The organism is Streptomyces sp. NPDC059443, from assembly GCF_042750105.1.
GTDB lineage: Bacteria > Actinomycetota > Actinomycetes > Streptomycetales > Streptomycetaceae > Streptomyces.
This window is the reverse complement of record NZ_JBHYVM010000018.1, coordinates 72,300-90,410: the sequence shown is the minus strand read 5'-3', so window position 1 is coordinate 90,410 and position 18,111 is coordinate 72,300. Positions and strand designations below refer to the sequence as shown.

Genomic DNA, 18,111 nt, shown 5'->3' with positions numbered 1-18,111 from the left:
TCTCAGACCGCGCTCAGGGCGATGGCGGCGGCGTAGGCCGGGGGCGCCGTCACGTCGAGGAGGGTCCAACCGCTGATCTCGGCGGGGGCGTCCGCGATGCCGACGTACGGGTCGGCGAAGCCGTAGGCCAGACCCACGCCCGTGCCCTTGAGGTAGGCCTCCTTCCGGCTCCAGAGCCGGGCCAGCGCCTTCGGCCGACGCGCGTCGGCCAGCTCGCGCAGGGCGCTGTTCTCGTCCGGGTGCAGGGAAGGGAGCAGTTCCTCGGCGATGCCCGCTCTGGGGACCCCCTCCACGTCGGCGCCGACCGGCACCCCCGAGACGGCGATCAGCGCCAGGTCGTCGCTGTGCGACAGGGAGAAGTGCGGACCGCCGCCCTCCAGGGCGGGGCGGCCGTGCGGTTCCCCGCAGCAGGGGCAGTCCTCGCGGGTGACCGGCACGGAGCGCGGGTCCAGGCCGGTGTAGCCGCCGAGGATCAGCCGCAGCCCTATGTGGGCGGCGCGGTAGCGGTGGCGGTCGCCGGGGCGGCGCAGCCGGGCCGCCCGGCACCGCTCCGACTCGTCGAGCAGGTCGTCCGCGCTCTCCACCCGGTGGCCGCCGACCACCTCCCGGGTGGTGTCGAGCCACCAGAGGGTGACCTCGCGGCCCTGCGGGGCCCTGCCCGTCCGGGGTTCCCGGCCGTCCAGGAGGCGCTCATCCATGGTCGCCGGTTCCGGCCAGGGCCCGGATGGTGGGCGTGCGGAACAGGTCGCGGAGCGGGATCGCGGGCAGGCCGCGGGCGCGCAGCGCGGCGCTGATGCGGACGGCGAAGAGGGAGTTGCCGCCGAGCTCGAAGAAGTCGTCGTCGAGCCCGACCGGGATCCCGAGGATCGTCGTCCAGATCTCCTGGAGGACGGCGGCGCGGTCCACCTCCCCGCCGGCGCCGGTGGCGGCGAGCCGGGGCACCGGGGCCGCGGTGCGCGCGGGCAGCGGGAGGCGGGCGGCGTCGAGCTTGCCGTTGGTGGTGAGCGGGAGGGTGTCGAGCGCGGTGACGGTCGAGGGGAGCATGTACCCGGGCAGGACCCCGGCGGCCCGCTTGCGGACGCCGGTGGTGTCCAGGTCCGCGGGGACCACGTAGGCGTCGAGCCGGGCGGACGCCGGGTCGTCGGGGTCGTCGCGGCGGACGATCACGGCCGCGGCGCGGACGTCGGGGTCCTCCAGGAGCACCGAGCGGATCTCGTCGAGCTCGATGCGGAAGCCGCGGATCTTCACCTGGCTGTCGATCCGGCCGAGGTGCTCCAGGGTTCCGTCGGGGCGCAGCCGCCCCAGGTCCCCGCTGTGGTAGCGGCGCCCATCGGCGTACGGGTCCGACGTGAAGCGGGCGGCGGTGAGTTCGGGCTGTCCCAGGTAGCCGAGGGCCACCCCGGCGCCGCCGACGCAGATCTCGCCGGTCACCCCGGGCGGGACGAGGCGGCCCCGCGCGTCGATCACGTAGAGGTGCCAGCCGGGGAGGGCCGGGCCGACGGAGCGCGAGCCGGCGAGGGCGAGTTCGCGGGTCACCGTCTGCGCGGTGACGTGCACGGTCGTCTCCGTGATGCCGAACATGTTGACCATGCGGCAGCCGCTCTCGGGGTGAGCGTCGAACCAGCGCAGCAGCATCCTGGCGTCCAGCGGTTCGCCGCCGAAGACCACCAGGCGCACGGGGAGCGGGGCGTGGTCGGTCTCCAGGAGTTGGGAGAACGCCGAGGGCGTCTGGCTCAGGACCGTGACCCGGTCGCGGAGCAGCAGGTCGCGGAAGGCCTCCGGCTCGCGGGAGACGAGGTACGGGACGACCACGAGGCGGCCGCCGGTGAGCAGGCAGCCCCAGATCTCCCAGACGGAGAAGTCGAAGGCGCCGGAGTGGAAGAAGGTCCAGGTGTCGTCGGGGCCGAGGCCGTACTCCTCGCGGGTGGCGTCGATGAGGGCGACGACGTTGCGGTGCGGGACGACGACGCCCTTGGGGCGGCCGGTGGAGCCGGAGGTGTAGATGACGTACGCGGGGTCGTCCGGGCTTCCCGCGGCCGGGAGCGGGTGGGCGGGCGCGGTGGCCAGCTCGTCCGGCGTGACGGCGGTGCCGGCCCCGGCGGGGTACTCGGGGGCGCGGGTGATCACGAGCGCGAGGCCCGCGTCCTGGGCGGTGTGGGCGAGCCGGTCGGCGGGGTAGGCCGGGTCGGTGGGCACGTAGGCCGCGCCCGCCTTGAGTGCGCCGATCATGGCCACGACGAGCTCGGTGGTCCGCTCCAGGCAGATGCCGACGCGGTCCCCCGGGGTGACGCCGCGGGCGAGCAGACCGTGGGCGAGCCGCTCGGCGCGGGCATCGAGCTCGCGGTAGGTGAGGGAGGTGTCCCCGTCGCTGACGGCGGTGGCGTCCGGGGTCGCGGCGACGACGCGGGCGAACGCGTCGGTGAGCCGGTCCGGTTCGCCGGTCAGGGCCTGCGCGGGCCGCCCGAGGCGCGCGATCCGCTCGCGCTCGGCGGCGTCGAGGAGCTCGGCTTCGGCGGCCGCGGTGTGCGGGGCCCGCGCGAGCTGTCCGTACAGGTGCGCGAGATGCCGTACGAAGGCTGCGGCGGTCCCGGCGGAGAAGTGGCTCCGCCGCGCGGACCACCAGAGCCGTGCTCCGCCGGAGGGCAGCGGCAGCAGGGCCAGCGTCAGCGGGAACGGCGGCGCCAGGCAGGGCAGGTAGCGGTCGGCGTCGAGACCGCTCGCGGCGGCGCCGGCCCGGTCGGCGTTGGTCCGGTCGGCGGCGGCCGGTTCGATCAGGCCGGCCGTCACGGGCCGGTCCACGGCCGCCGCGGCGCGTGCGGCGGTCCGCAGGTCCGCGAGGGAGGCCCCGGCGGGCAGGGCGAGTTCCAGCGCGCCGCGCAGGTCGGTGGCGACGACGGCGCCGTCCGGGGCGCCGTGGCCCGCGTACCGCTGGAGGGTGAGCGCGAGCGCGGCCAGCCAGCCGTCGGTGTCCGCGCCCGTGCCCGTGCCCGTGTCCGTGGGCTCCGCGCCGTCGGCGGGCAGGTCGAGGGACCCGGTGTCCCAGCCGAAGTCCCCGCGCGTCCCGCCGCCCCAGTCCGGCGCGGCCTCGACTCCGACGGCCACGACGGCCCCGACGGCCCCGGCGGCGGGCAGCCCCGCCGCCCGCGGCCCGGGTCCCTCGGCGGCGGCCGCCCCGGCGGGAGCCGCCAGGGCCTCGGCCAGCCGGGCCAGGCCGGTCCGGTCCAGGACGGCCCGGTGCGCGACGACCACCAGGTCGGCGACGCCGTCCCGGTGGCGGAGCAGGACGGCGCGGACGCTCGGCGTCGGCCGGTTCAGCTCGGCCGTGCGGCGGCGGGCCGCCGCCGGGTCCTCGGAGCCGGCCGGTATGTCGTCCGTCCAGAGCCGCCAGGGTCCGAAGGCGGCCAGCCGGGCGGCCAGCCTCTCGGTGTCGGCCTCGGGTCCGCTCAGCCGGATCTGTACGGCGTGGCACTGCTCACCCACCACGGGGTGTCCTCCCTCTCTCACAGCGACTTTTCACAGCGACTTTTCACAGCGGTCGCCTCTCTGGGGTCGCGCCCGTTCAGCGCGCGGTGAATCCGCCGTCCACGGTCAGGACCGAGCCGGTCACCTGGCGGGAGTCGTCCGAAACCAGGTAGACCACGGCCGCGGCGACGTCCTCCGGCTCGATCAGCGCGTTCATCGGCTGGGCCTCGGTGAAGGTCTGCTCGTGCTCCCCGACCTGTACCTCCAGGGCGCGGGCGATCTCGGCGAGCATCCGGCCCTCGGCGCCGGAGTCGTCGCGCACCGAGCCGGGGCACACGGCGTTGACCCGGACCTTGGTGGGCGCGTAGTCGAGGGCGACGGCCTTGGTCAGCCCGATCAGGCCGTGTTTGGCGGCGACGTAGCCGGCGAAGTGCCGGTAGCCGACCAGTCCGGCCGTCGAGGAGATGTTGACGATGCTGCCGGAGCGGCGGGCGCTCATCGCCCGGCCGACCGTGCGGATCACGCGCCAGGCCCCGGACAGGTCGACGTCGATCATGAGCGCCCACTCGTCCTCGGTGATCTCGTGGGCGGTCTTCCCCGAAGGCGCGGCGATCCCTGCGTTGTTGACGACGGCGTCGATGTGCCCGAACCGCTCCTCGGCGAGCGCCACGGCGGCTTCCACCGAGGACAGGTCCCGTACGTCGCAGGGGGCGGTGAGCACGGCGGCGCCGTCCTTGCGGCACAGCGTCGCCGTGTGCTCCAGCTGTCCCCGCGTGCCCAGCGGGTAGGGGACCCCGTCGAGGTCCCCGCACAGGTCCAGCAGGACCAGGTCGGCGCCCTCGGCGGCGCAGGCCACTGCGGTGGCGCGGCCGAGGCCGCGGGCGGCGCCCGTGATCAGTACGGTCTTCCCGGTCAGACGCACTGTTCCTCCCGTACGCGGTTCAGGTCCTCGGCGACGACGCGCAGGAGCTCGGGCGCGCGATCGGCGAGGTACATGTGCCCGCCGGGCAGCTCGACCGCGCGGAAGGCGCCGGCGGTCGTACGCTCCCAGGCGGCGGCCTCGGCGCGGCTGACGAGGGTGTCGTCGGCGCCGCGCAGGCAGGTGACTGGGACCGTGAGCGGCTCGGTGTCCGCGGGCACGTAGGACTCGTGCATCTCCACGTCCGCGCGCAGGGTGGGCAGGATCAGCTCGCGCATCTCGGGGTCCTGGAGGGCCTCGTGGGTGTATCCGGCGAACTCGTTGACGCGTGCCAGGAAGGCGTCGTCGTCCAGGCCGGTGGCCCGGCGCTCGCGCTGTTCGGCCGGGTGCGGGGAGCCGCTGGCGAACAGGCCCGCGAGGGTGACCCCGGGGGTCCCGGCGAGCCGACGGGCGAGTTCGTACGCGAGGACCGCGCCCAGGCTGTGGCCGAAGAGGGCGATCCGGTACGGCCGCGGCGAGTCGGCGAAGGCCGCGAGCAGGTCGGCCAGCAGGCCGTCGGCAGCGGTGGCGGCGTCGCGGTACGGCTCCTCGTCGATCAAACGCTCCCGGCCCGGGAGCTGGAGCGGGAGGATGTCCAGCCCGTGCTCGTCGGCCAGGCGCTGCCACGGCCGGTAGAAGGAGGCGCCGGCTCCGGCGAAGGGCAGGCAGACGAGTGTGGTGCGATCGGACATGTCAGGCATCCTGCGGGGTGTCGGCGGCGAGGCGGGCGTCGTACCGGACGGGCAGCGACACCAGGCCGCGGCTGGTGGAGTTGTCGAAGAGCCACTGGAGCTCCTCCGCGGGGACGGCGAGGCGCAGGCCCGGCAGGCGGCGGAGCAGGGTGGTGAAGGCGATCTGGCCCTCGACCCGGGACAGCGGCGCGCCGACGCAGAAGTGCGGGCCCTGGCCGAAGGCCAGGTGGCGGTTGGCGGTGCGGGTGATGTCCAGCTCGTCGGGGTTCTCGAAGACCTCTGGGTCGCGGTTGGCCGAGCCCATCAGGAGGTGGACGAAGCTCTCCTTGGGGATCGGGCAGCCGCCCAGCTCCATGTCCTCGGCGGCGACGCGCAGGGTGCCCCGGTAGACGGGGGACTCGAAGCGCAGGAACTCCTCGACCGCCGAGTCGGCCAGCTCCGGCTTGTTGAGGAGCAGTTCGAACTGGTCGGGGTGGGTCAGGAGGGCCTGGGTGCCGTTGCCTATGAGGTTGGCGGTGGTCTTGTGGCCCGCGATGATCAGCAGGACGAGGGTGGAGACCAGCTCGTCGTTGGTGAACCGGCCCTCTTCGTCGGCGGCCCGGAGCAGGATGCTGACCAGGTCGTCGCCGAGGTTGGCGCGGCGGTCGGCGAGCAGGTCGAGGAGGTAGCGCTCGATGTTCTCGCTGGCGTCCTTGAGCTTCTCGTTGGACTCGGCGTCGGGGTACGGGGCCCCGCTGAGCCAGTTGCCCCAGGAGTGCAGCTGCGGCCGGTCCTCGACCGATACCCCGAGGAACTCGCAGATGACCCGCATGGGCAGGGAGAACGCGAACTCCATCAGGTTCGCCTCGCCCTCCGCCGGGAAGGCGTCGATGAGCTCGTCGGTGATCTGCTGGATGCGGGGGCGCAGCACCTCCATGCGGCGCGGCACGAAGGCGCGGCTGACCAGCTTGCGCAGGCGGGTGTGCTCCGGCGGGTCGGCGGTCAGCATGTTGCTGATCAGGACGGGGCTGGCGTCCTTGACCAGGTCGCGGAACCAGGCGGGGGCGTTGTCGATGCGCTTGGACAGCCGGGGGTCGCTGAACCCCTTGAGGGCGGTCTCGTAGTCGGCGACGACGTAACCCTCGCCGCCCACCGGGTAGTTGATGGCCCGGACGGGGCAGCCGGAAGCGCGCAGCCGGGTGTTGCCGGAGTGGATGTCCCCGCCCTCGGGGGCGGTGAAGAACTCGGGGGGAAGCTGTTCACCGGTGACGGGCAGCTCGGTCGTCATGGGGATTCTCCTTACTTGGTCTGGGCGCCGGAGGCGTCGGAGGTGTCGGCGTCCGCGGTGACCGCGGTGTCCGTGTACGCCTCCGGGGGCGCGAGCTTGCGGATGAGCGGGCTGAGGGTGGGCAGGGCGGCCAGGCCGGAGATCACGGCCATGGTGGTGAACACCCAGACCGGACCCGCCTGGTCGAAGATGGTGCCGATCAGGAACACGCCGACCGGGGCGGCGATCATCGACATGAACATCACGGCGCCGAGTACGCGGCCCTGCGCCTTGTCGGGGACCATCGCCGCGAGGTAGGCGAGGAACAGCGCGCTGGTGATCGGGCCGCGCAGGAAGACGCAGGCGACGATCAGGCCGAGCGGGATCAGGCCCGAGACGTTGGCCAGCAGGATGGCGGCGACCGGGCCGATCCAGGCGGCGGCCAGGAAGAGCGTGGAGGGGCGGAACTTCTTCATGACCGGGCCGGCGATGAGGGAGCCGGCCAGACCGCCGAGTCCCGCGATGGACAGCAGCAGGCCGGTGAAGGTGGAGGAGGCGCCGCGGCTCTCGGCGGTGGCGATCAGCGCCAGGAAGACGCCGGAGTGGGTGAACGCCATGTTCGAGCCCATGATCCAGAGGATCAGGAGGCGCAGGACCGGCTGCTTGGCCAGGATGCGGAAGCCCTCGGCGGTGTTGCGCTTCTCGCCGGGGGCGGCCTGCTCCACCTTGAGGGGCTTGCGGATGAAGAGCATCAGCACGGTGGAGACGAGGAAGCCGATCGCGGCGCTCATGAAGGGGAACGCCCGCGCGACGCCGAAGAGGGAGCCGCCGATCGGCGGTCCGCCCATGGTCGCCGCGAAGTAGCGGATCTGGTTCTGGGCGGTGGCCTGGGTGAGCTGGGAGGGCGGTACGAGCTGCTTGATGACGGCGAGCCCGGTCGGGTTGGAGATGCCCAGGCACACCGCCGATCCGACCGCGATGGCGAAGACGACGGGGTAGTTCACCTGGTCCGCGAAGATCATCAGGCAGAACAGGCCGAGCAGCACCACCCGGACGAGGTTGCAGGCGATCAGCAGCAGCCGGCGGTCCATCCGGTCGGCGAGGGTGCCGCCGACGATGGACATGACGCTGGTGGTGATCAGCTGGGCGGAGCCGACCGCACCCGCGTAGAAGGCGGAGCCGGTGGTGGCCAGGATGAGCAGCGGGTAGGCCACCTCCGCCGTCTCCTTGGCCATCGCGGCGAACGCCTCGCTGGTCCACAGGAACTGGAAGTCCTTGTTGCGCAGCAGCGGCTTCTCCACGGGGGCCGCCGCCTCCTGGGGGGCCGTCTCCTGCGGGGCCGTCTCCTGCGGCGCCGCCTCCTGGGGCGCCGTCTCCGTGCCGGGCGGCTTCTCCGAGACCGTCATGGGTGCTTCCTCTCGTTGTGCGTTGCGGACCGGATCTCGGCCGGCAGTGCTTCGCTGATGTGCGCGGCGAGCCGGCCGACGTGCGGCGGCGTCAGCATCGACCAGTGGTTTCCGCCCACCGGCCGCACCCGCAGGCCCGCCGGGTAGAGGCCGGACAGCCGGGTCTCCAGCCGGGCGGCGCCCGCCGGGCCGCTGTCCGCCTTGAAGAGCACGGCGGGGCAGGCGACGGCGCGCGGCCGGTAGCCCAGTACGGCCGCCTGGCCGGCGAGGAACCGCCGGCGAAGTTCGGGGCTGCGGCGGTGCAGCGCGGCCAGCGGGCCGACCTGGAGCAGGGCGTCGAGCCCGGCCCGCGCCCCGCCGAGCAGGAAGTCGGGGGCCGCCGCGACGGGCAGCCGCCCGGTGTCGGGCACGTAGCCGTCCAGGGCGACGAGCAGGTCCACCTCGCGCCCCTGGAGGGCGAGTTGGCGGGCCGTCTCGTGGGCGACGACGGCGCCGAAGGACCAGCCGCCGAGGGTGAAGGGTCCGGCCGGCCGGGCGTGCAGCAGGGTGGCGACGTGGGCCGCGGCGATGGCCTCGATGGAACGCGGGCCGCCGCGCCCGGTGCCGGCGGACTGCTCCAGGGCGAGTACCGGACGGTCGCCCTCCGGTGCGATCAGCGCGGCCAGCGCCCGGTAGGGCAGGGCGTTGCCGCTCGCGTCGGAGACGAGGAAGAGGGGGCGGCCGCCTCCCGCCCGCAGGGTGACCGGGGCGGCCGGCCGGGGCGCCGCGGTCACCGCGCCGACGGCGGGCGTGATGGCCGTGGCGGCGGTGGGCGCGGCGGGCAACTGCCGCTCGGTGAGCCCGACGAGCCCGCCGAAGGTTCCCGTCAGGGAGAACTCGGTGACCGACACCTCGGCGCCGGTCCGCTCCCGTACGGCGGTGGTCAGCGCGAGCGCCAGGAGCGATTCCCCGCCGAGGGTGAAGAAGTCGTCGTCGTCCGCGACGGCGGCGACCCCGAGGGTCTGGCACCACGCCTCTTCGAGGACCGCCCGCAGCTGCCCGCTTCCCGACGCGGCGGCCGGTACGGGCGCCACCGCCGGGGCGGGTGTGACCGTACGGGCCGGGGCGGCGGCGGCAGGGGCCGCGGGAGCGGATCGTACGGCGGCCGCCTCCAGGAGCGCTTCGGGGTCTTCGCCCAGGAACGGGTGGGCCGGGAGGGAGCAGCGCACCGGCCGGTCGCCCTCGTCGGCGTACCGCGTCTCGTGCGCGGTCTCCAGGGCCCCGTCGACCCCGAGTTCCCAGAGGGTGCCGAGCGCTTCGAGCAGCCCGGTCCCGGCGTCGGTCCGGCCGCCCGGGGCGAGGCGCACAGTGCGGTGGGCGGGGTCCCAGCCGGGGGCGCCGCGCAGCGAGCCGGTCATCGACCCGCCCGGTCCGAGCTCCACGTAGGTGGTGCAGCCGGAGGCCAGCAGCGTGGCGGTCCCCGTGTCGAGCAGCACCGGCTCGCGCAGGTGCGCGGCCCAGGTCTCCGGCGCGCCCGCCGTGTCCGGGTCGGCCCAGTCGCCGGTGGTGTTGGAGATGTACGGCAGCCGCGGCGGGCGGGAGGGCATCGACGACAGATGTGCCCGCACCGCCTCGGCTGCCGGGTCCATGGCCGGCGAGTGGAAGGCTCGCCGGGTGTGTACGGGGGTGACGCGCAGCCCTTGGAGGGCCTCCCCCGCGAGGAGTGAACTCATGGCCGGCTCGCTGCCGGACAGTACGACCGTTCCGTTGCCGCGGACGGCGACGGTGACGCCGCAGCCGGAGGGCAGCCGGGGCCCGACCTCTTCGGCCGGGGCGCCGACGACGGCCATGCGGCCCGGTTCGGCGTCGCGCATCGCGCACGCCCGCAGGTGGACCACGCCGACCGCGTCCGGGAGGGCCCACACCCCGGCGAGGGCGGCGGCCGCGTACTCGCCGATGCTGTTGCCGAGCATGGCGGCGGGCTCGACCCCCCATTCCCGGAGCTGCGTACCGAAGGCGAACCCGAGGGCGAACAGGCCCAGTTGCTGGTGGACGGTGTCGGCGTACCAGTCCTCCGCGCCGCCGGGACCGGCCGGGGTGACCACGGGGGCGAGGTCGACCCCGCAGGCGTCGGCCGCGATCTTGCGGACCTCCTCGAAGGCCGCGCGGAATCCCGGCAGCAGCCGGTGCGCGGCTTCTCCCGCGGCTTCCTTGAGGGTGCCCTGGCCGGGGAAGAGGAAGGCGACCTTGCCGAGGGTCCGGGGGGCGCCGGCGGTGGCCGCGGTCCGCGCGGCCGCGGCGCGCAGCGCCTGCACGGCCTGCTCGGCGTCGTCCTGGACGACCACGGCCTGGCGGTACTTGTGCCTGCGGCGGCCGCCGAGCGTCCGCGCGGCCTCGGCGGCGGCGGGCACCGGCGCCGCGCCCTCACCGGAGGCGGAAACGGGAGCGGAGGCAGGGACTCGAGCCGGGGCGAACCACTCGGCAAGGTCCTCGTCCAGGCGGGCCAGGGCCGCCGGGGTCGCGGCCGACAGCGGCAGCAGGTGCGGTCCGGCGTACGCGCCAGACCGGGTCCGGGCCGGCCGCACGGCGCGCTCGGGGGCCTGGACCAGGACGGCGTGCGCGTTGGTGCCGCCGACGCCGAAGGAGCTGACGGCGGCCGCACGGGGCGCCCCGTCCTCCCGGACCGGCCACGGCCGGTGCTCGGTGGCGACGCGGAAGGGGGAACGGTCCAGCTCCAGCAGCGGGTTGGGGCTGGAGTAGTGCACGGTCGGGACGAGCTCTCCGTGCTCCAGCATCAGCGCCGTCTTGATCAGCCCGGTGACGCCCGCCGCCGCCCCGGTGTGCCCGATGTTGCCCTTGACCGCGCCGAGCGCGCACCAGCCGGCCTCGTCGGTGGCGGACCCGAAGACCTCGCTCAGCGCCTGGACCTCGATGGGGTCGCCCAGCCGGGTGGCGGTGCCGTGCGCCTCCACGTGGCCGATCGCGGTGGGGGCCAGCCCCGCCGTCCGCAGCGCCTCGCGGATCACCTCGGCCTGCCCGCTCGCGGACGGCGCGGTGTACGCCATCTTGTCCGCGCCGTCGTTGTTGACGGCGGTGCCCGCAATCACCGCGGAGATCCGGTCGCCGTCGCGTACCGCGTCCGCGAGCCGCTTGAGGACGACCACGCCGACGCCTTCGCTGGGCACGGTCCCGCCCGCGAGTGCGTCGAAGGGACGGCAGTGCCCGTCGGCCGCGAGGATTCCGCCGGGCTCGAACAGGTAGCCCCACTCGCCCCGCGGCATCACCGTGACGCCGCCGGCCAGGGCGGCGTCGCACTCGCCGCCCAGCAGCGCGCGCACCGCGAGGTGCACGGCGGTCAGCGAGGTCGAACACGCCGTCTGGACGGTGATCGCGGGTCCGCGCAGCCCCAGTTTGTAGGCCACGCGGGTCGCGACGAAGTCCTTCTCCCGCCCGATGTACCGGGCCAGTTCGCTCAGTGCCGCATCGTTTCTTCCGACCCCCGAACGGTCGGCCCCGGCGTAGACGCCGACCCGGCCGCGGAACCGGGCCGGGTCGATGCCGGCGTCGTCGACGGCCGTGGCCGCGCACTCCAGGAAGACCCGCTGCTGCGGGTCCATCGCCGCCGCCTCCGCCCGGCTGTACCGGAAGTACGGCCAGTCGAAGCGGCGGGAGTCCTCGATGACCCCCATGGCGGCGACGAAGTTCTCCCGGCCCACGTACTCCGGGTCCGCGCCGAGCGCGAGCAGTTCCTCGCGGGCGGGGCGGCTGATGCCGTCCCGGCCGGCGCGGAGCATCGACCAGAACGCGCGGACGTCGCGGGCGCCGGGCAGCCGGCAGGCCATGCCGACGACGGCAACGGCGTGTTCTGTCACGGGAGTTGCGGGGGTTGCGGGAGAGGAGTACATCAGGCGTCTCCGTCCAGGTCGACGTAGAGGTGGTCGAGGCCCACGTAGCTGAGGTTGGGCCCCCATACGGCGGCTTCCTCGGCCAGCCGGGCGTGCGGGAACCGCCGGGCGAGGCGGCGGAGCAGGATGGCCGCCTCCAGACGGGCCAGCGGGGCGCCGACGCAGTAGTGCGGTCCCTGTCCGAAGATCAGGTGCCGCTCCGACCCGCCGCCCGCCGCCTTGGCACCCGTATCCGCACCGGCGCCAGCACCGGCGCCCGCACCCGTCACCGGGCAGACCGCGGCCGGCGCCATGTCGGTGCCGACCTCGGCATCGGCGTCGTTCAGGGGGTTCTCGCCGGTGAGACTGACCAGCACCAGGTCGCCCTCGCTGAGCCGCACTCCGGCGAACTCCTGGTCGTACGCGGCCACCCGCCCCAGGTGCCGCAGCGGCGGCCGGCTCACCAGAACGGACTCGACGAGGTTCTCCACCGCGCCCGGCACCTCCCGGCACACCGCGTCCCACAGCGCGCGGTCTTCGAGCGCGGTGAGCACGGTGGAGCCGAGCAGGGAGGCCGTGGTCTCCAGGCCGCCGAAGAGGCACATGGCCCAGGTCGCGGTGGTCCGCGCCCGGTCCTCCTCTGTGTCGGTCGGGAAGCCCTCCAGCGCCCGGGCGCCGGCGAGCGCCTCGGACATCTCCACCATGACCTGGTGGGCCGCCAGCGCGTGGTCGCGCCGGTACATGGCGCCGATGAACAGCGACAGCGTCCGCGACCACCGGTGCAGCACGACCGGGGGCAGGTCCAGCCCGACCACGTGGGCCATCACCTTGCCCGAGATCCCGTCGGCGACCGGCGGCATGACGTCGTACGGACGCACCGAGGCGAGCTCGTCGAGGCACTCGTCGGTGATCTCCTCGATCCTGGGCGCGAGGGAGCGCACGTAGGAGGCGGAGAGCATCCGCTGGACGGGCCGGCGCAGCGCCATGTGCTCGGGGGCGTCGGCCTGGACGAACCACAGCCTCAGGAACTCGGTGAGCTCCCGGTACTCGGCGCGGGCCGCGTCCGTCATGTAGAGCTGGAAGGAGCGCTCGAAGGTCCCGGAGGCGAAACCGGGGTGGTTGAGCACCTGCTGGGCCAGCCGGGGGTCGGCGATGACCCAGCAGTCCAGTCCTTCGTCCCACTCCGGGGCCCGCACGCCGTCCACGAGGGACGGCGGCGGGACCGGAGCCGCGGTACGGGCCATCAGACGGCGGCCTTCTCGATGAGCGCGCGCAGCCCGGCGGGCGTCGGGGAGAGCAGGAAGTCCCGCAGCCGGACGGACGCGCCCAGTTCCGACTTCACCTTGCGCATCAGCCGTACGGCACCGAGGGAGTTGCCGCCGATCATGAAGAAGTCGGTCTCGGCGGTGACCCCGGTGACCGGCTCCGGGCTGTCGATGACCTCGGCGAACAGCTCGGCGATGCGCTCTTCGAGGCCCGGGCCGGCAGGCTCGGCGCCCGTCGCGGCTGCCGTCGCGACGGTCTGCTCGGCGACCGGCTCGGCGACCGGCTCGGCAGCGGGAGCCGCGGCGACGCCCGCCTTCCGCGCGGGACCGGCCACCGCGGCGAGCGCGCGCCGGTCCACCTTGCCGTTGGCGGTCACCGGCAGGCGGTCCACCACGGCCCACAGGTTGGGCACCATGTAGGACGGCAGCCGCTCCCCCAGCAGGGCCCGCAGGGCGACCGCGTCCACGGCCGCGCCGTCGGCGAGGACCACCGCGGCGACGAGGCGCTTCTCGGCGCTGTCCCCGTCGGTGACGAGGACGACGGCGTCCTGCACCTCGGGGTGCCCGGCGAGCACGTCGCTGATCGCGCTCAGCTCCACCCGGTAGCCGCGGAGCTTGACCTGGTCGTCGGCGCGGCCCAGGAACCGGATCCGGCCCCGGGTGTCGATCCGTACCAGGTCGCCCGTGCGGTAGAGGCGCTCGTCGACGTCCGGCGAGAGCTGCCCGAACGAGCGGGCCGTCTCGGCCTCGTCGCCGAGGTAGCCGTCGGCCAGGCCCTCGCCGCCGGTGTACAGCTCGCCGACCGCGCCGGGCGGGAGCTGGCGGCGGCGCGCGTCCAGTACGTACACGCGGGTGCCGGGCACCGGGCGGCCGATGGGCAGCGGACCGTCCACGTCCGAGGCGCGCGCCACCGAGTGGGTGGTGGTGAAGGTGGTGTTCTCGGTCGGCCCGTACCCGTTGGTGATGATGATGTCGGGGTGGCGGGAGAGCACGCGGGCGGTGTGCTCGTGCGGGACCACGTCGCCGCCGGTGAGCAGCTGGCGCAGGCCTCCCAGGGAGTCGGGGGCGAACTCCTCGACCAGCCGGAAGAGTCCGGCCGTCAGCCAGGCCACGGTGATCTGGCGCTCCTTCAGGAAGGCGCCGAGCTCCGTGGGCGAGGCCAGGCCCGCCGGGTGGACCTCCAGGGAGGCGCCGGTGAGCAGCGCGCCCCACAGCTCCAGGGTGGAGGCGTCGAAGGAGAGCGGGGAGAGCCGCAGCATCCGCTCCCCCGCGCCGAGGCGGACGTAGCCTGCCTCGTGGACCAGGCGGATCACCGCGCGGTGCGGTACGCAGACGCCCTTGGGCTGCCCGGTCGAGCCCGAGGTGAAGGCGACGTAGGCCAGCCGGGACGGGTCCTCGGGCGGCGTCGGCACGGCGTCCGTGGCGCCCGGCTGCCAGTCCGGCTCCCAGGTGGCCACCGCCGGGACGCCCAGCCCGGCGAAGCGGCGCGCGGTCGGCGCGTCGACCGGACCGGTCAGCGCGGCGGCCGGCGCGGCCCGCTCCAGGATCCGGGCGAGGTGGGTGTCGGGCAGGGCCGGATCGATGCCGACGTACGCGGCTCCCGCCCACTGCACGCCGAGTACGGCGACGGCCTCGGCCACCGAGCGTTCGACGCCGACGAGCACCCGGTCGCCCGGGCCGACTCCGGCGGCGCGCAGCAGCCGGGCCTGTTCGGCGGCGGCCGCGGCGAGCTGCCCGTAGGTCAGGGTGTGCGAGGCGTCGCGGACGGCGACGGCGCCCGGGCGGCGTGCGGCCACCTCGCGGAAGAGGGCGTCCAGCGAGGTGGCGGGGAAGTCCCGGCCGCTCTCGTTGATCTCGTCGAGGAGCGCGCGGCCCTCGTGGGAGATGCAGCGGATGTCCTCCAGCCGCGCCTCGGGTGCGGCGGCGAGCTCTTCCACGGCGGCGCGGAAGTCGGACACGAAGGACTGGGCCTCGGTCTCGTTCCAGACGCTGGTGGCGTACTCCAGGTGCCCGGCCAGCGAGGGGTCGGCGTGGCCGATGAGCATGGTGAGGTCGAACTGGGAGCCGCCGCCGTGCCCTTCCTCCACGCGTACCCGCAGCGCTCCGGCGGTCAGTTCGCGCGGAACGAGCTGGTCGTGCATGCCGAAGCAGACCTGGACCAGCGGGTGGCAGCCGAGGCTCCGCTCGGTGCCGAGGCGCGCGACCAGCTCCTCGAAGGGCAGGTCGCCGGCCTCGATGGCCGCGCCCAGGCCGTGGTGCACGGCGCGCAGGTAGTCGCCGACCCGGGCGTCGTCGTCCACGTCGATGCGGACCGGTACGAGGTTGCCCGCCACGGCGATCAGCCGCTGGAGCTCGGAGGCGCCGCGGCCCAGCAGGGGCACGCCCACCAGCAGCTTGCGGCTGCCGCTGAGGCGGCTGAGCGTCAGGCCGAAGGCGCCGAGCAGGAAGGAGTACGGGGTGATGCCCAGCCCGCGGGCCTGCCGGGTGACGAGCTCGGTCGTGGCCGGGCCGAGGTCCAGGCCGAGCCGGTGGCCGGCGCCGTCCTGGACCGGGGGGCGCTGGCGGTCGGCCGGGAGTTCGAGGACGGAGGGGGCACCGTCGAGGTGCTGCTTCCAGAACTCGGTCTGCTCGTCCCAGGCGCCGCGGGACTTGGTCTCCGCCTGGCGGCGGGTGAGCGCGGACAGCGGGGTGCCGGGGTCGCGGGGGGCCCGGTCGGCGCTCTGCTGCTCGTCGCTGAGCTCGGCGTACGTCTCGAAGACCTCGCGCAGCAGGTAGCCGACGGCGAACCCATCGAGCACCATGTGGTGCGCGACCAGGACGACGGCGCAGCGCTCGTCGCCCTGCGCGCCGGAGCCGTAGTGGGCGAAGCGGTAGGCGGGTTCGGCCGCCAGGTCGAAGGGGAGGCGGCCGAGCTCGGCGCTGGCCCGGCGGACGAACCCCTCGAAGGCCTCGGCCGGCCCGTCGTACGTGAACTCGGCGAGCTCGGGGGTGTGGACGGGCAGGATCTCCTGGACCACGTCGTCGGTGGACTCGCGGAAGACGCTGCGCAGCCCCTCGTGGCGTTCCGCGGTGGCGGCGAGGGCCTTGGTGAACAGGCCGCGGTCGAGGCGGCCGCCCTCGATGAAGCAGCGGAAGACCAGGTTGTACGGGGATCCCCCGGCGACCCGCTCCATCAGCCACATCCCGCGCTGGGCGGGGGTGAGCGCCTGCTCGGCGCCGGCGGCCGGGGCCTGCGCGGGCTCGGGCGCCGCGGGGGCGGCGGGCACGGCGGCGTCCAGTACCTCGGCCAGCGGGGAGCCGCCGAGCAGTTCCAGGATCGAGACGCGCAGCGCGAGGCGCTCCTCGATGACGGCGGCCAGGCGCATGGCGCGCAGGGAGTCGCCGCCGAGGGAGATGAAGCTCTCCGTGTCGAAGCCCTCGGGCCCGTCCGGGCTCCCCAGGATCTCCGCGGCCAGGGCTTCCGCGGCCTGGATCACGGCCCCGGGCGTCGACGGGGTCATCGGGCGGCCTCCGCGCCCTGGGAGCGGGCGGCGTTCAGCAGGGCCGCCCGGTCGGTGCCGGCGGAGGCCGCGGCGGGCTGGGCGGCGCCCGCGATGAGCTCGGCCTGGCCGGTGACGGTCGGGTTGCGGAAGAGGTCCATGGTGCGGACCTCGCGGCCGGAAAGCTGGCCGAGGCGCTCGACGAGGAGCACCAGGAGCAGGGAGTCGCCGCCGGACTCGAAGAAGCTGGCGTCGTCGTCGACCTCGTCGGCCTCCAGGACCTCGCGCCAGATGGAGCGGACGAGTTCGAGGCGTGCGGCCGGGTCTTCCAGGTCCGGGGTGGCGAGGGCGGTGGCGGTTACGGACTCTTCGAGCACGGGATTCTCCGGGAGAGTGGCGAGGTCCGCGGCGCTGTGCCGCAGAGCGTTGAGGAAGCGCGAGACGTCGGTGTGGCCGAAGACGTTGACCGGGTAGTCGAGGGAGAGCGCCAGGCGCCGCCCCTCGGCGGTCTCCTCCAGCCGGACGAACATGGCCAGGTCGTACTTGATGAACATCGGGTCGAGCGGGCGCAGTCGGGCCGGTACGCCCGGTGCCAGCTCCAGCGACCGCGGGGCCTCGTCGAGGTTGACCAGGACCGGCGACAGGGGCGGCCACAGGGCATTGCGGTCCGGGTTGAGGGCGGCGGAGACGGCGTCGAGGGGGACGTCGCTGTCGACGAAGGCCTCCATGCCGTTGATCCGTACGCCGCCCAGCAGGTCGCGCCAGGTGTCCCCCGGTTCCAGCGAGGCCCGCAGCACCACGGTCGTCATGAACATCCCGATGACGTCGGCGGTGGCGGGGTCGTCGCGGCCGGGCCAGGCGAAGGCGATGAGGAAGTCGCGCTGGGGGCCGGTGCGGGCGAGGGTGCCGGCGAGCAGGGCGACGCCGAGCATGAAGGGGGTGCAGCCCTCCTGGGTGGCCACCTCCATGACCCGCGCGGTGGTCTCCTCGTCGAGGGACAGGGCCAGGGTCGCGCCGAGCAGCGAGGCCTCTCCCCCCTGGTGCGCGAGGCGGGTGAAGGGCAGCGTGACCTCCGCCGGCGCGCCGCGCAGCCGGTCGACGACCTCCCGTACCTGCTCCGCGATCTCTTCGGGGGTGCGGTCGGCGATGACGGCCGCCGGGTGCGGCGGGTCGCTCAGTACCGGTTCCACCCCTTCGAGGCCGGCCCGGTAGACGTCGCGGATCTCCTCCAGGAGCATCGTGCGCGAGACCCCGTCGACGACGATGTGGTGCGCGTTCAGCACGAGGAGGGTTCGCTCCGGCCCGATCCGGATGATCTCGGCGCGGGCTGGTGCGTCCTTGGCGAGGTCGAAGGGTGTGACGCACAACGCCCTGACGAGGCGGTCGACTTCTTCCTCGCTCCAGCCGTCGGCCAGTGCGTCGAGGAAGCCGGCCTCGGCCGGCGGGCCGTCGGTCCGGTACTCGACCTGGCGCCGCTTCACGTCGAGCCGGAAGCGTGCCCGCAGCGAGGGGTGCCGGGCGAGGGACCGCCCGACCGCGGCGACCAGCAGCCCGTGGTCCACCGGTCCGGTGAACTCCACGACCGTGGGCACCAGCTGAGTGGGCCTCAGCAGTTCGTCCCGGTCCAGGACCCAGATTCCCTGCTGCACCCGGGTGGCCGGATACCAGGTGTGATCAGCGCGTGACGGTGCGTGCGGTGCTTCGGGCAGCACGAATGGACCTCCGAAATCTGCGGGAGCG

Annotated in this window: 10 protein-coding genes; all 10 read right to left on the bottom strand. The window is 74.6% G+C overall.

Annotated elements, in window-relative coordinates; genetic code table 11:
• Nucleotides 1–2: 2 nt before the first annotated feature.
• Nucleotides 3–698: a 4'-phosphopantetheinyl transferase family protein gene (locus ACFXDJ_RS19160; protein ID WP_384657231.1), complete on the bottom strand. Its 696-nt coding sequence runs from the start codon at nucleotides 696–698 to the stop codon at nucleotides 3–5.
• Nucleotides 691–3,483, bottom strand: a complete 2,793-nt coding sequence (locus tag ACFXDJ_RS19155) for an amino acid adenylation domain-containing protein (RefSeq protein ID WP_384849760.1) — start codon at nucleotides 3,481–3,483, stop codon at nucleotides 691–693. Before ACFXDJ_RS19155 ends, ACFXDJ_RS19160 begins: the two co-directional genes overlap by 8 nt.
• Before the next feature lie 76 nt (nucleotides 3,484–3,559).
• Nucleotides 3,560–4,384, bottom strand: a complete 825-nt coding sequence (locus ACFXDJ_RS19150) for an SDR family oxidoreductase (RefSeq protein ID WP_384657225.1) — start codon at nucleotides 4,382–4,384, stop codon at nucleotides 3,560–3,562.
• On the bottom strand, nucleotides 4,375–5,112 hold the full coding sequence (locus tag ACFXDJ_RS19145) for a thioesterase II family protein (protein WP_384657223.1): 738 nt from the start codon (nucleotides 5,110–5,112) through the stop codon (nucleotides 4,375–4,377). Before ACFXDJ_RS19145 ends, ACFXDJ_RS19150 begins: the two co-directional genes overlap by 10 nt.
• Before the next feature lies 1 nt (nucleotide 5,113).
• Entirely contained in the window at nucleotides 5,114–6,379 is a 1,266-nt protein-coding gene (locus ACFXDJ_RS19140) for a cytochrome P450 (RefSeq protein WP_384657221.1), read from the bottom strand.
• Between the two features lie 11 nt (nucleotides 6,380–6,390).
• Nucleotides 6,391–7,764, bottom strand: a complete 1,374-nt coding sequence (locus ACFXDJ_RS19135; protein WP_384657219.1) for an MFS transporter — start codon at nucleotides 7,762–7,764, stop codon at nucleotides 6,391–6,393.
• Nucleotides 7,761–11,615: a type I polyketide synthase gene (locus tag ACFXDJ_RS19130; RefSeq protein ID WP_384849757.1), complete on the bottom strand. Its 3,855-nt coding sequence runs from the start codon at nucleotides 11,613–11,615 to the stop codon at nucleotides 7,761–7,763. Before ACFXDJ_RS19130 ends, ACFXDJ_RS19135 begins: the two co-directional genes overlap by 4 nt.
• A gap of 32 nt (nucleotides 11,616–11,647) precedes the next feature.
• The gene (locus ACFXDJ_RS19125; protein ID WP_384655784.1) at nucleotides 11,648–12,871 is read right to left on the bottom strand and encodes a cytochrome P450; all 1,224 of its coding nucleotides are present in this window, start codon (nucleotides 12,869–12,871) and stop codon (nucleotides 11,648–11,650) included.
• Nucleotides 12,871–16,392, bottom strand: a complete 3,522-nt coding sequence (locus ACFXDJ_RS19120; RefSeq protein ID WP_384655786.1) for an amino acid adenylation domain-containing protein — start codon at nucleotides 16,390–16,392, stop codon at nucleotides 12,871–12,873. The genes ACFXDJ_RS19125 and ACFXDJ_RS19120 overlap by 1 nt, the downstream gene beginning before the upstream one ends.
• Nucleotides 16,389–18,083: a condensation domain-containing protein gene (locus tag ACFXDJ_RS19115; protein ID WP_384655788.1), complete on the bottom strand. Its 1,695-nt coding sequence runs from the start codon at nucleotides 18,081–18,083 to the stop codon at nucleotides 16,389–16,391. Before ACFXDJ_RS19115 ends, ACFXDJ_RS19120 begins: the two co-directional genes overlap by 4 nt.
• Nucleotides 18,084–18,111 lie beyond the last annotated feature (28 nt).